The sequence below is a fragment of the Psychrobacter sp. CX90 genome, assembly GCF_057396305.2.
In genome coordinates, this window is sequence record NZ_CM182008.1 from 2969452 (window position 1) to 2983063 (window position 13612).

11 protein-coding genes are annotated in these 13612 nt (G+C 43.3%); 2 read left to right on the forward strand and 9 right to left on the reverse strand.

The window, feature by feature from the left end; all coding sequences use genetic code 11:
- Positions 1-223: 223 nt before the first annotated feature.
- From nqrM to AC2SLN_RS11895, 9 genes are all read right to left on the reverse strand, one after another.
- Positions 224-478, reverse strand: coding sequence for a (Na+)-NQR maturation NqrM (gene nqrM / locus AC2SLN_RS11855; protein WP_486530630.1), 255 nt, complete (start codon positions 476-478; stop codon positions 224-226).
- Between the two features lie 259 nt (positions 479-737).
- The gene (gene nhaD / locus AC2SLN_RS11860) at positions 738-2243 is read right to left on the reverse strand and encodes a sodium:proton antiporter NhaD (protein ID WP_486550206.1); all 1506 of its coding nucleotides are present in this window, start codon (positions 2241-2243) and stop codon (positions 738-740) included.
- 170 nt (positions 2244-2413) lie between these two features.
- Positions 2414-3604 carry an FAD:protein FMN transferase gene (locus AC2SLN_RS11865; protein ID WP_486550208.1) on the reverse strand — a complete coding sequence of 397 codons (1191 nt, stop codon included), beginning with the start codon at positions 3602-3604 and terminating at the stop codon, positions 2414-2416.
- Positions 3605-3869: 265 nt separating this feature from the next.
- Positions 3870-5108: an NADH:ubiquinone reductase (Na(+)-transporting) subunit F gene (gene nqrF / locus AC2SLN_RS11870; RefSeq protein WP_486530627.1), complete on the reverse strand. Its 1239-nt coding sequence runs from the start codon at positions 5106-5108 to the stop codon at positions 3870-3872.
- Positions 5109-5173: 65 nt separating this feature from the next.
- Positions 5174-5782, reverse strand: a complete 609-nt coding sequence (nqrE, locus tag AC2SLN_RS11875) for an NADH:ubiquinone reductase (Na(+)-transporting) subunit E (RefSeq protein WP_486550209.1) — start codon at positions 5780-5782, stop codon at positions 5174-5176.
- The gene (locus AC2SLN_RS11880; RefSeq protein ID WP_486530625.1) at positions 5782-6456 is read right to left on the reverse strand and encodes an NADH:ubiquinone reductase (Na(+)-transporting) subunit D; all 675 of its coding nucleotides are present in this window, start codon (positions 6454-6456) and stop codon (positions 5782-5784) included. Before AC2SLN_RS11880 ends, nqrE begins: the two co-directional genes overlap by 1 nt.
- A gap of 1 nt (position 6457) precedes the next feature.
- The gene (locus AC2SLN_RS11885) at positions 6458-7336 is read right to left on the reverse strand and encodes a Na(+)-translocating NADH-quinone reductase subunit C (protein ID WP_486550211.1); all 879 of its coding nucleotides are present in this window, start codon (positions 7334-7336) and stop codon (positions 6458-6460) included.
- Positions 7320-8552, reverse strand: a complete 1233-nt coding sequence (locus AC2SLN_RS11890) for an NADH:ubiquinone reductase (Na(+)-transporting) subunit B (RefSeq protein ID WP_486550212.1) — start codon at positions 8550-8552, stop codon at positions 7320-7322. Before AC2SLN_RS11890 ends, AC2SLN_RS11885 begins: the two co-directional genes overlap by 17 nt.
- Before the next feature lie 5 nt (positions 8553-8557).
- The gene (locus tag AC2SLN_RS11895; protein WP_486550213.1) at positions 8558-9910 is read right to left on the reverse strand and encodes a Na(+)-translocating NADH-quinone reductase subunit A; all 1353 of its coding nucleotides are present in this window, start codon (positions 9908-9910) and stop codon (positions 8558-8560) included.
- 433 nt (positions 9911-10343) lie between these two features.
- Here AC2SLN_RS11895 and hisA point away from each other — a divergent pair, with 433 nt between their 5' ends.
- Together hisA and AC2SLN_RS11905 are read left to right on the forward strand one after the other, a co-directional pair.
- Entirely contained in the window at positions 10344-11123 is a 780-nt protein-coding gene (gene hisA, locus AC2SLN_RS11900) for a 1-(5-phosphoribosyl)-5-[(5-phosphoribosylamino)methylideneamino]imidazole-4-carboxamide isomerase (RefSeq protein WP_486550214.1), read from the forward strand.
- Positions 11124-11445: 322 nt separating this feature from the next.
- Positions 11446-13212, forward strand: a complete 1767-nt coding sequence (locus tag AC2SLN_RS11905) for a mechanosensitive ion channel domain-containing protein (RefSeq protein WP_486550216.1) — start codon at positions 11446-11448, stop codon at positions 13210-13212.
- Positions 13213-13612: the final 400 nt, after the last annotated feature.

Sequence of the window (13612 nt, forward strand, 5' to 3'; positions counted from 1 at the left end):
AGGAGACACCTTACTAAAATACATTCTAGTAAGCATAGTAAAAACCACCGCAATGAGGCGATGGTTAGTGATAGAAGCACTACTGAGTGTCTATTCATTCAGCAAGCTTTTTTCTATTTTCTATCTTCCTATTTTTTCTATCTTACTATTTTAATGAATGAATAAAGTAAAGCCAATACTCCTTGAGTAAAGTTAATGGCTTTATTGTGTCAATTTTAATCTTTTAGGTAATAGATTTACCGAGCTGCTTTGCTTTTTCGACATTGAATCTTAATTTTTCTTCCCCAGAGCTTTTATCACATTTATTGGGATCATCGCCACAAAACTGGCAAGTTTCATCACCCATTAAGTTCGCCACACGCCCGCACGAGCCACGCAGTGGCTCTTTTTTTATCATATAGCCGATACCCATAAATAAGAAAAAAAGCACAAATATAGTGAAGGTAACTGCAAAGATAGGGAGTAATTGAGCGAGCATACATACCTCGACATGTTTGAGTGTGAGTTGGCGCGACCGTATAAAAAGAGCCCTATAACAAGCGCTTTGAAAGATGCAGACAACTCTTAAATATAAAGCTAGTAAACCAACAGATTTATTATATAAATGTCAGTTTATATATAGACATTTTAACACAGTACATTTATAACAACAGTGGGCTTACCTTATCGTATAAATACTCAAAAGAATTGTATTAAATACGCAAATGAATGCGGTAATCCGAGCGATGAATTAAACGTTAGATCACGTGAATGCCGATATAAGTGACCGCGCCCGCTAAGTAACCCATTAGGGCAAGCCAACTGATGCGTTTTAAATACCACATAAATGGAATTTTCTCCATACCCATGGCCGCGACTCCAGCTGCAGAACCAATAATTAAGCAGCTACCGCCAGTACCCGCACAGTAAGCTAAAAAGTGCCAAAACGCACCATCTTGTAAAAACTGACCTTGACGGGCAAGCTCATCACCTGTTAAACCTGCGATAGTTGAGTCGGTCAGAAGAGGGTACATTTTCATTGCACCAGCGACTAAGGGGACGTTATCGACCAAAGAGGATAACAAGCCAATGAATACGTTGATAATGTATAAATTGCCAATAGACTGGTCAAGCCACAGCGCCACATCCGTTAAATGACCTGCCGTAGCCAGACCTGCCACCGCAAGTAAAATACCTAAGAAGAATAAAATGCTTGGCATATCAACACGGGATAAAACCCCGACAACAGTGACATGCTTTTTAACGTACCAATCCTCATGGCGGTGGGCAATTTCAGTGAATACCCAAAGTACACCTACCCCAAATAAAATACCCATATAAGGCGGCAGATGAGTAATGGTTTTAAAAACCGGCACAAAAGCAAGCGCGCCTAAACCAAGTAGTAGTACACTAATGCGCATTCGACTGCTAACATGCTGCTGAGCTGCCGTCAATTCAAGGTTGGAATCATCGGCAAGTTCATGGGAGCTGGCTGGCACCCCTGCCATTGCCATAGCGGGTGTTTGAGTCTCCCCTGAATCATCTCCTAGATAGTTGCTGCTTGTGGATTGCACCGCGGCTTTAATGGGTTTGGGACGATGTACCTCTTTGCCTCTGAATAGCAGACTTAGCAGTATTAAAGGTACAATAGCGGCCACTAAGCTTGGCACAAGAAGATCTATGATAATACGGCTAGCGGTCACTTGGTTACCAATCCATAACATGGTGGTAGTCACATCCCCAATGGGAGACCATGCTCCGCCTGCATTTGCACAGACAACAACAATACCAGCATACCACCAGCGCAGCTCTTTATCCTCCACCAATTTACGCAGTAGCGATACCATCACAATGGTCGTGGTTAAATTATCTAGAAGTGCTGAGAAGAAAAAGGTAAGTGTACCAATTGTCCATAAAAGCTTAATGGCACTAGAGGTGCGAATACGGTTGGTAATGGCAGCAAAGCCATCATGCGCATCCACTAATTCTACGATGACCATAGCGCCCATTAAGAAAAATAAAATTTCAGCAATCTCGGCTAAATGATGCCTAAGCTCGGTGTTTAATAACTGCGAGACGTTATGGCTATCTGCTGGGCTGGTTAGATGATCGGCAAGTAATGTGTCTGCACCAAATACAAGCAGTGTCCAAATAATGATTGCAGTAAGGAGAGCCGATGCCGCTTTATCTATATGAAAGTTATGTTCTAGAGCAATAGCGATGTAACCTAGTACAAATACTAGCGCCATCAATGAATAAATCATTGTGTGTATGTCCTTACTGTAAACGTCTCGTTAATATATAAATGCAGACTATTCTAAACCATTTACAAAAATTAATATATGTAACGATTTCACTATAGGAATGGTTTCCAAAGTTTGATTTAGCATAACAGACGCTTCAGAGGATAATGGATAATGAAATTTAAAATACACTAGTTGGTTTTGCCAGCTCGCAGCGCTTTCATCACAGGGGTTTCTACTATTTCCCACTTATCGAGCAAACGACCTGTCTCTACATTTTGAGTACCTGATTGGTTTTGGTTGGCGGTATCAATAGGCGTATCATTTGTTGTAGAAAACGTTCCTTCCATATTGGCATCTTTAGGAATGATAAACATTGCCGCTAGATTGTTCTCTGTTGCCGTCTTTAATGCTTTCTCATACGTCATCGCTGTGAGTGCGGTTGCCCAAGCATCGGCTAGTGATACTGATTCAGCAACGACGGATACAGAAGGCGCTCCGCCACTGATAGGTTGCCCAGTGGTCGGGTCAATAGTATGGCTATAACGCTTATTATCAAATACAACAGAATTTCGGTAGTTACCTGAAGTGGCTAAATGTAATTTATTTTGAGGGCTAGGCTGACGAATACCTGCAATGGTTTGACGTTCGGTTACACTACTGTCAATGACAGGCGCATCGATAGCAATCTGCCATGGGTTTGTTTGCGCATTCACTCCTGACGTTGCCACTTCACCGCCAATCTCAACCATGTAGTTATTGATTTTATAGCGATTAGTTAGAACATTTGCGATAGCATCCACAGCGTAGCCTTTTGCCACAGCAGAAAAATCCAACGCCACCCCTTTTTTTGTTTTAGTTAAAGTATTGCCCGATAAGACAATATCATCAAATCCCATAAGCGCTTTAGTCGCCTTAATATCATCGAGGCTCGGGGGATTTTGCAGCCGATCGACCGTTCTGACACTACCAAAGCCCCAAAGATTAATTAAGGGCATGACAGTAGGGTCAAATGCGCCACCAGATTGCTCATAAACCTGCTTAGAGTCTTGTAAGACTTTGATAAAATCGTCATCAACCGTTATTGACGTATCCGCAGCCACTCTATTGAACTTTGAGATTGTTGAGTCATCTTGGTAAGTCGACATGCTGTCGTTTATCTCGATTAAACGCGCATCAACTGCCTGACTTATGTCTGCAATGTCTATATTGTCAGGTTGTTGATAACGAATATGATAACTGGTGCCCATCGTCTCGCCTTCAATATATTCATATTGAGGAGTTTGTTGACAGGCGCTTAGGCTTATAGCAGAAGCAATAAAGAAGCTACTACTTGATGCGCCAGTAATCCATAGGGTTGGTTTTTTAAACTGTCTTTTCATAAGCGTCTTTTCTTATTAAATCTGTCTTGTTAAATAAGCTGTGTGACATATCCAATTATTCATTTCCTTCAAGTCAAGAATGAAACACAGATAGGGGAGGGGCGAGTGTTTCTAAATTTAAGAGCCATTTAATAGAGAGATGTTAGCTGAATTAACAGAAGGCTCAACATAAAAGACACTGTATAAAAAAGAGCCTCCTTAGAGACTCTTAATTTAGCATATATTATTCTGTGTTAGGGGGTAATTGTTGATTAACCACCCAGCATTAACCACCAAAATCATCAAGTAAGATGTTTTCGTCTTCTACGCCTAAGCCGTGTAGCATATCAATCACTGCCGCATTCATAACCGGTGGCCCACACATATAATATTCACAGTCTTCAGGGTTTGGATGATCTTTAAGGTACTCTTCATAAAGTACATTATGGATAAATCCAGTGTAACCTTCCCAGTTATCTTCTGGCTGTGGATCTGATAAGGCAACGTGCCATTCAAAGTTATCAAACTCCTCAGCAAGGGTGTCGTAGTCTTCAACGTAAAACATTTCACGTACAGAACGCGCCCCATACCAGAAAGTAATTTTACGCTTAGAGTGTAACCGCTTAAGCTGATCAAAAATGTGTGAGCGCATTGGTGCCATACCTGCACCACCACCAACAAACACCATTTCTGCTTCAGTGTCTTTAGCGAAGAACTCACCATATGGCCCTGAAACGGTTATTTTATCACCTGGTTTTAGACTAAATACATAGGAAGACATTTTACCTGGTGGAATCCCGTCTGGACCACGAGGCGGTGGACTTGCAATACGAATATTGAACTTAATAATACCTTTCTCATCTGGGTAGTTAGCCATTGAGTAAGCACGGATAACAGGTTCATCCACTTTAGATACGTATTTATATAAGCCAAATTTCTCCCAGTCGCCACGATACTCTTCATCGACGTCAAAGTCTTTGTAGTGGACTTCATGCGGTGGCGCTTCAAGCTGAACATAACCGCCAGCACGGAAGTTAACTTCTTCACCGTCAGGAATTTTCAACACCAGCTCTTTAATGAAGGTTGCCACGTTGTTGTTAGACACAACTTCACATTCCCATTTCTGTACATCGAAGAACTCGGGATCAATCTCAATTTTCATATCTTGCTTGACAGCAACCTGACAAGCCAGACGCATGTTATCGCGGATTTCGCCTTGAGTAAAATGACCTTCTTCGGTTGGCAGGATTGACCCCCCACCTTCGAGAACTTTACATGTACACTGGCCGCATGTACCACCACCACCACAAGCAGAAGATAAGAATATACCTTCACTTGCTAGGGTTTGTAGTAATTTGCCACCAGCAGGTGTCACCACATCATTGTCAGGATCGTCATTAATATGAATGGTGACATCCCCTGAGCTGACTAATCTTGAGCGAGCTACCAAAATAATAGCTACCAAACTCATGATAATCAGGGTAAACATGGCGACGCCGCCAATGGCGGTACCAAATAACTCCATGATTCTTGTCCTTATTTAAATATTAAAAATCGCTTTTTATTCATGATTTAGGATAGGCAAATCGTTTAAATTGACATGCCACCAAATGACATGAATCCTAGCGACATCAATCCGACAGTAATAAAGGTAATACCTAGACCGCGTAGGGGGGCAGGTACGTCTGAGTACTTTAGCTTTTCACGGATACCAGCCAGTAATGCAATGGCTAAAGCCCAGCCAAAGCCCGCACCAATACCATAAGTAACAGATTCAGTAAAGTTATAGTCACGCTCAACCATGAATAAGACACCACCTAAAATAGCGCAGTTCACAGTGATTAGCGGTAAAAATACCCCAAGTGCGTTATATAGCGATGGGACAAATTTATCCAAAAACATCTCTAGAATCTGAACGGTTGCTGCAATAAGCGCAATATAGCTTAGTAACCCTAAGAAGCTGAGATCCATATTTGGAAAGCCTGCCCAATCCAGTGCGCCACTCTTTAAAATAAACTGGTATAACAGGTTGTTTAAAGGAACAGTAATGGTCATCACGGCGATAACAGCAACACCAAGCCCTAGTGCGGTGGAGACCTTCTTTGAGACAGCTAGGAAGGTACACATCCCCAAGAAATAGGCCAAAGCCATGTTTTCAATAAAAACAGACGTAATAAATAGACTAGTATAGTGTCCCATTAGTGTCCTCCTCCATGAGCTAGGCCTTTAGATTGGGGTTTCATGACAAACTCAGGTTCTTCAACTTGCTCAGGCTTCCATATACGAATAATAGTAATGAACAAACCAATAATAAAAAATGCTGAGGGCGGTAGTAATAACAAGCCATTAGGCACATACCAACCGCCATCAGTTACTGGATTTAAAAGGGTAATACCTAAGAGACTACCGCTACCTAATAACTCACGAATCACAGCAACAAATAATAAAACAGCTGAGTAGCCAAGGCCATTACCAATGCCATCTAAAAAGCTTGGTACAGGAGGGTTGCTCATTGCAAACGCTTCAGCCCGACCCATAACAATACAGTTTGTAATAATTAGCCCGACGAATACAGAAAGTGATTTGCTCACATCGTAAGCCACTGCTTTTAGAATTTGGTCAACCACGATAACCAGAGAGGCAATAATGGTCATTTGCACGATGATACGGATGCTAGATGGAATGCGGTTACGAATTGTTGAGATAAAGAAACTTGAGAATGCAGTCACAAGGGTTAATGCAATACACATAACCAGTGCGTTTTTAACACTTGTGGTTACTGCTAGCGCCGAACAGATACCCAAGATTTGTAGGGCAATTGGGTTATTATCAAATATCGGCGTGGTTAAGATTTTTTTTGTATCTGTAGCCATGTTATGCCTCCTCGCCCGCAGTGGTTACTGCTTGAGCAGCTAAATCTTCTTTAGTATCTGCTTTATCATTACCGCCTGCGCTGCCACCACGTAAATTATCTAAAAATGGTTTATAGCCTTGATCGCCAAGCCAAAATTGCACTAGGTTGTTAACCCCTTTACTGGTTAGTGTCGCACCACTAATGCCATCAATAGGTTTACCCTTACCCACGCCAACTTCGACTTTGCCTTGCTCATTATAAGCATTGACCCCTTGCCATTGATCGCGCCATTTTTTCTCTTCAATACGCGCGCCCAGACCCGGTGTTTCTTTATGAGAGTACCAGCTGATACCTTTAATGGTGTTTAAGTCGCTCTCTAGGGTTAAGAAGCCATAAATAGTACCCCAAAGGCCATATCCATGAATGGGTAAGACCATCAGTTCAGGATTGCCATTGGCATCGTTTTTAACAAATACTTTTGCGAATTTTGGGGTTGCACCGATGCTAGCAGGGTCATTGTTACCAAGATCTGTACTTAAAGCAGCATTTTTTGCGGCTTGATTCGCATCGTAACTATTAACATCGGTAATACCTACTTCTGAAAGTTGATCTTCAGTCGCGTACTTCCCACTTTGTAAATCAACAAGCTTAACGTCAAAATCTTCAAAACGTTCAGCAACATCTTCGTTAGTATCTGTTGTAGGATCAAAGAGACCTGCTGCAACCAAGATGTTTTTATTAAGATCCAGCATTTGGTTTTTGACTTGCGCTGGCTTTAAGCCTACGGCTACGGCTGATACCAAGACGGAACACACCAAGCACAGGACCAATGCCACCATGATGGTGGTCATGTTTGAATTTGAGCTTTTCTTAGCTTTTTGATCAGTCTGCTGGGACATGACGCATCCTCCGAGCGGTTTGACGTTTGATGTTTGCTTGAGTGACAAAGTAGTCAAATAAAGGCGCAAACAAGTTAGCGAATAAGATAGCCAGCATAATACCTTCGGGGAAGGCAGGGTTAACAACACGGATTAACACAGTCATAAAACCAATGAGTATCCCGTATGCCCAGCGCCCTTTATTGGTATGAGCAGCAGACACTGGGTCAGTTGCCATAAATACCGCACCAAAAGCAAAGCCACCTAATACCAGATGCCAGTGGAATGGCAAACTCATCATAAGGTTGCTTTCTGACCCAACGATGTTGAATACAAGCGACGTAGCAACTAAGCCAACCACACAGCCCGCCATAATGCGCCAAGATGCGATACGCGTCCAAAGCAGGAATACGGCACCAATTAAAATGGCTAGGGTTGATACCTCGCCGATACTGCCTTGCATATTGCCTAAGAAGGCATCCATCCAAGTGATGGCATTGCCATACGCATCAACAAACTGCTCAGGGCTAATGCCAATCGCCGCAAGACCTAGGGGCGTTGCTCCTGAGAAGCCATCAACTGCCGTCCATACCGTTTCGCCTGACATGTAAGCAGGATAAGCGAAGTAGAGGAAAGCACGACCAGCTAGCGCAGGGTTCAAGAAGTTCTTACCCGTACCACCAAACACTTCTTTTGCAACTACAACGCCAAAGGAGATCCCTAAGGCAACTTGCCATAATGGAATATCTGGGGGTAAACAAAGCGCAAACAGTACAGAGGTTACAAAGAACCCTTCGTTAACTTCGTGACCACGCACCACCGCAAAAATTATCTCCCACGCAATACCAACCGCAAAGGTAACGATATAGATGGGTAGAAACTGCATGGCGCCGTATACGAAAGCTGCCCAAATACTGTTGGGGTCATAGCCTGCCATATTAGTAATGACAGTGCGCCATCCTTCAGGCTGTAGACCAAGTTGTTGAATAGCTGTTAGTGCCTGAAATCCGACATTGTACATACCCCAGAACATAGCAGGAAAGGTACATAACCAAACCACGATCATGATACGTTTTAAGTCAATACCGTCACGCACATGCGAGGCTGAATGCGTAGTACTACTAGGCTGACGTAAGAAGGTATCAAACATCTCAAATACAGCGTAGTACTTTTCAAATTTGCCGCCTTTAGTAAAGGAAGGCTCTAGGCGGTCAAACATATTATGTATAAATTTCATTAGCGTTAGCCCTCCAGCTCAATGCGAGTTAAGTTATCACGCAAGATATCGCCAAATTCATACTTACCTGGCGATACAAAGGTGCACAGTGCCAAGTCTTCTTCATCAAGCTCTAAAGCACCAAGGTCTACTGCTGAGACAATATCTTCAACAATCAAAGCTCGCAACAACTGCGTTGGCAGGTAATCTTGTGGCATAACTTTTTCATAGACACCAATAGGCACCATCGCACGAGGTGAGCCGTTGGTAGTTGTTGTAAAGTTGTATTTTTTGCCACTAAAAAACTGAGAAATATATATAGGCAGTTTGGAGAAACGGTTTGAACCCAACCTAAAGAAGTGAAAGGCTGGACGCTCGTGACCTTCTGCCAACACACTCACTTGATTGTGGAAGCGTCCAAGATAGCAGGTGGTTTGAATCGTTTTACGACCTGACAATACTGAGCCAGATATGATGCGGTTATCGTTACCGACAAGCTCTCCATGAGTGAGCTCTGTCACGTCAGCACCGCGCTCTGTCAGTACAAGACGCGGTTTAGCAACTCCGGGTCCGGCCAAGCTGATCAAACGACGTGTATATAATTGCCCGGTGGTAAACAGCTTACCAATGGCAATCACATCTTGGTAACCTATGGTCCAAACGGTAACATTGCGACTGACCGGATGCAAAAAGTGAATGTGCGTGCCGGCATTACCGGCTGGATGTACACCACTAAACGAATGATACTCAGTAGCGTTACCAGCTGCTGTGTCAGTCACTTTCGGCAAGCTTGAGTTACCATCGTAACAAACATATGTTTTTGGCGATAGTACTGACAATACTGCTAGACCATCATTAAAAGCCTGAGCTTCTTCACTAATTAACACCATAGGGTCAAACGCTAATGGATTGGTATCCATAGCAGTAACAAATATGGCCTGAGGGCGAGCGCCGATTTCTGGACTGCGGCTGTAAGGGCGGGTACGAAAAGCGACCCATTCGCCTGACTTGATTAGCTGAGCTTCAACCGCTTCTGGATCAAGTCGTGCCAATTCAGCTGAGTCATATTTATTAAACTCTACCTCGCCACCAGAGGGATCAACCTTAATGACTAGGCTTTCGAATATACGACGCTCGCCACGATTTATCTGGACTACCTTACCTGAAGCTGGTGCGGTATAAATGACACCAGCCCGTTTTTTATCTTCATAAACGGGCTGGCCTTTGGTGACGATATCACCAACTTTAACGTTCATTGTAGGCTTCATGCCGACATAATCGTAGCCGACAAGAGCAACGTGCTTTGGCGAATGCTGGGTGATTTCACTGCTAGGTGCGCCAGCAATGGGCAAATCAAGCCCCTTTTTGATGGTAATCATAAGCGAACTTATTCCATAAGCGAAGAAGAGCCAGACGTCCTGTTCAGCATTAGCAAGCCACAAATGGTGCTGTGGAACTAAAAGTGTGGCATCACGAAGATAAGAGGTGGTTTTAATGTGTGGTAAAGATAATGCGTAACAGACTTAAACATGCGCATAAAACCTATAAAAACTGGCGTGTACACCCGTCCTTACCTCTTAAAATTGAAGACAGTGGCGACTGGCTACCAAAATACATATACAATTTAACCTAGGATTATACGTCAAATTACCATAAAATTGCCAGTCTGTTTACGAATTATTGCTAGCCTTTACGCTTATTTTCTTGCAATTATAGATAATATAGTTAAGGCTTTAGCCGTTTTTAACTGTATTTAGATATGAAACAAATATAAAAATCCACTCACTTATGTAACTAAGCTTGAGGCTTTGTATGAATAATCCCGATAAAACCAATGTATTAGACAAACCATTCGCTCCAGTATCTCCATTAATCATCCCCGCAATAGATTTAAAAGATGGCAAATGTGTGCGTCTCAAACAAGGACGTATGGAAGATGACACCGTATTTTCAGACGATCCTGTGGCTATGGCAACCCGTTGGGTTAACGAAGGCGCCCGCAGGTTACATTTAGTGGATTTAAACGGAGCATTCGATGGCGTACCCGTACACAAAGATGTGGTCACAGAAATTGCCAAGGCGCATCCTAAGCTACCCGTTCAACTAGGGGGAGGCGTGCGTAGCCTACACACCATCGAACAGTATATAACCGCAGGATTGACCTATATCATTATTGGCACCAAAGCCGTTGAAAATCCTGAATTTGTCGAAGAAGCCTGCCGTGAATTTGGCGGTCACATTATTGTTGGAATTGATGCCAAAGATGGCATGGTTGCAACGCATGGCTGGGCGAATGTGACGGACGTGAAAGCCACAGAACTCGCCAAGCGCTTCGCAGATGCTGGCGTCTCCTCCATTGTGTATACCGATATCGCCCGAGACGGCATGATGCAAGGCGTAAACGTTGAACAAACGGTCAATCTTGCCCGCACAGGTGGCATCCCTGTTATCGCCTCAGGTGGCGTGACTGACATGAAGGACATTGAACTCCTTAAACCTTACGGCGACTGTATTGAAGGCATTATTACAGGACGTGCTATTTATGAAGGCACTTTAGACTTAGGTGAAGCTCAGTATTATTTAGACAAATAGCTTATCTAGATAGCTTAGGTCGTCAGCAGAATTTTAGCTATTGTGACATGACAATATATATAGCTATAGTCAATCACTCTGAAAAGTTGGCCGACTATAGTAATCGCCTGTATAGTTTGTATCCTCTATGGTCTGTATAGAGTTAAGCCTATGAATAGCTGGTGCAAGAACGAGTAAAGCTAAAAACAACCAACAGCATAAAAGTGAAGAGATAATGAATGGATAATAGGGATAAGTTGTGGCCTCTATTGACATTTATTCAACCCAAATTTAATCCATAGCAAGCCCATAATAGCAACCCCATAAAAAGGACTGGTAGATAATGACACCGCCTGTTGACTTGCCGTGTACCGATAAAGCAACCGCTTACGTTACACCACATCCTATTAAAAACCCGCTTATTAAAAGACGTTTGATTGAAAATGGCTCGCTACGCTTTTTACCCCTGTGGTTTGGGATTTGGGCGTTTTGCCTGTCTATCCTATCTGCACAAGCAGTAGAGGGAGTGCATCCTGATCAACACGAGCAGTCGTCTACACAACAGACAACGGTTTCAGACACTCAGCCAACAGCATTGCAGCAAACAGAATCAGAAACAGATTTGAGCGATAACGTCAATGATACCAAGCCTTTTGAGGCGCTAAAGCCAAATACCCCAAACACTGGCAATGTGCCTGCGGCAGGGAATTTAACAGAAAAAGACACCGTCATTGCGACCAAACCAGATCAGGTCAATGACAGCGATATAAAGCAACGCATTACCGGTATTTTTTCAGAAATTGAAGGATTAAAAGCCATTACCATCAGAGTCAATCAGGGGGTGGTAAGCTTATCTGGCAACGTGCCAAATGAGAAAAAAGCGCAACAGGCCATCAATTTAGCCAATCGAGTCAGCGATGTGGTGGCAGTGGAAGATCGCATCAGTCGTACCCTAGATGTGCAAGACAACGTGACCCCAGTGATTACAGGGTTAAAGCAGCAGGCAAAAAGCTTTATTCAAGCATTGCCATTATTATTGGTGGCTATTTTGGTATTTGTTGCCGTCGTATGGTTCGGCTCTTGGTTGTCTCGCCGCGGTTCACTTTGGCAACGCATTACCCCCAATCCCTTTGTGGCCGAACTATTATCACAATCTGTTAAGGTCGTTTTTATCGTGATTGGGTTGATATTGGCTCTCAGCTTAATAGGTGCCGAAGCGATTATTGGTACCCTGTTAGGCGGGGCTGGCGTTATTGGTATTGCAGTCGGCTTTGCGGTAAAAGATACCATTGAAAACTACATTGCCTCCCTCATGCTCAGTGTTCGTCAGCCCTTTAGAGCGCGAGACTTCGTCGACATTAATGGTCAAGAAGGTATCGTCGTGCGTTTAACCAGTAGGGCAACCATTTTGATGACATCAGATGGCAATCAGCTGCGTATACCGAACTCCGAGGTATTTAAAGCCACTATCTTAAACTACACCAAGAACCCCGAACGCCGTTTCAGTTTTAAGCTGGGCGTAGATGCTAATGATGACCCGCTTGCTGCGATTAAAGTAGGTATAGATGCCATTAATGAGCTGGACTTTATACTTAAAGACCCCAAAGCAATTGCTATCATTGACGAAGTTGGCGACTCCAATATCGTATTAGAGTTTCAAGTATGGGTAGACCAAACCGACACAGATTTTTTAAAGGCACGTAGTATCGCCATCCGTGAAGCCAAACATGCCCTGGAAGAAAAAGGCTTCAGCTTACCGGAACCTATTTATCGTATGCGTTTTAATGGCGATGTAGAAGACGCCATTAAGCACTTAACTAGTGCGACGGTACATAGTGCAACCGTGGTTGCTGATAGCGATTACCCTGACAATGATAGGCCTCAACAACCCGCGACAGACGCTCCTCGCTTAACGAATGAGGCGGAGAAAGTTGACTTACGAGAGAAACAAAAAGCGAAGCAACGTGCCAAGCAAATATTAGGAAATCAACAGTCAGATGACATGCTCGATGCCCGACCTGACCCTAAACTCATGCAAAAAGTAGAGGAAGAGATTCAGGATGGCTCAGGGGACAAAGATCTATTAGACAGTAACAGCCCACAGGAATGACCCCCTTTCATGTCCTAATCTGCGCATAGCAGGTCATGACATCATAACAGGTCATCAAACCGCTGTACTGTAGCCAATCCTGCTTTACACTACTATCTGCCAGCCTGAACAGAGCAGTGGTATCAGCTTAGGTTGTCGCCTGCTTCGCGCGCCACCCCAAGTCTGACCACCGCATCCTGCCCAATCTGTCAGTATATCCGCTACAATCGGGGCTAGCGGTCACATCAAATTCTTATCATTATCAGACGATATAAAACACCCGCTTTATAATACCCTCAAATCAATGGGCTTGTTTATCAGTGAGTTTCAATCCTTTTAACACAATAGCAAGAGAAAAGACTAAGGAATCAACCAGCGTTTTGTTTTCATTATCATAATAAGAAAGAATGTTATTTGAAAT

Coding starts and splice junctions, on each gene's coding strand:
- nqrM (WP_486530630.1), bottom strand. CDS start 478: ATGCTCGCTCAATTACTCCCTATCTTTGCAGTTACCTTCACTATATTT.
- nhaD (WP_486550206.1), bottom strand. CDS start 2,243: ATGATTTATTCATTGATGGCGCTAGTATTTGTACTAGGTTACATCGCT.
- AC2SLN_RS11865 (WP_486550208.1), bottom strand. CDS start 3,604: ATGAAAAGACAGTTTAAAAAACCAACCCTATGGATTACTGGCGCATCA.
- nqrF (WP_486530627.1), bottom strand. CDS start 5,108: ATGGAGTTATTTGGTACCGCCATTGGCGGCGTCGCCATGTTTACCCTG.
- nqrE (WP_486550209.1), bottom strand. CDS start 5,782: ATGGGACACTATACTAGTCTATTTATTACGTCTGTTTTTATTGAAAAC.
- AC2SLN_RS11880 (WP_486530625.1), bottom strand. CDS start 6,456: ATGGCTACAGATACAAAAAAAATCTTAACCACGCCGATATTTGATAAT.
- AC2SLN_RS11885 (WP_486550211.1), bottom strand. CDS start 7,336: ATGTCCCAGCAGACTGATCAAAAAGCTAAGAAAAGCTCAAATTCAAAC.
- AC2SLN_RS11890 (WP_486550212.1), bottom strand. CDS start 8,552: ATGAAATTTATACATAATATGTTTGACCGCCTAGAGCCTTCCTTTACT.
- AC2SLN_RS11895 (WP_486550213.1), bottom strand. CDS start 9,910: ATGATTACCATCAAAAAGGGGCTTGATTTGCCCATTGCTGGCGCACCT.
- hisA (WP_486550214.1), top strand. CDS start 10,344: ATGAATAATCCCGATAAAACCAATGTATTAGACAAACCATTCGCTCCA.
- AC2SLN_RS11905 (WP_486550216.1), top strand. CDS start 11,446: ATGACACCGCCTGTTGACTTGCCGTGTACCGATAAAGCAACCGCTTAC.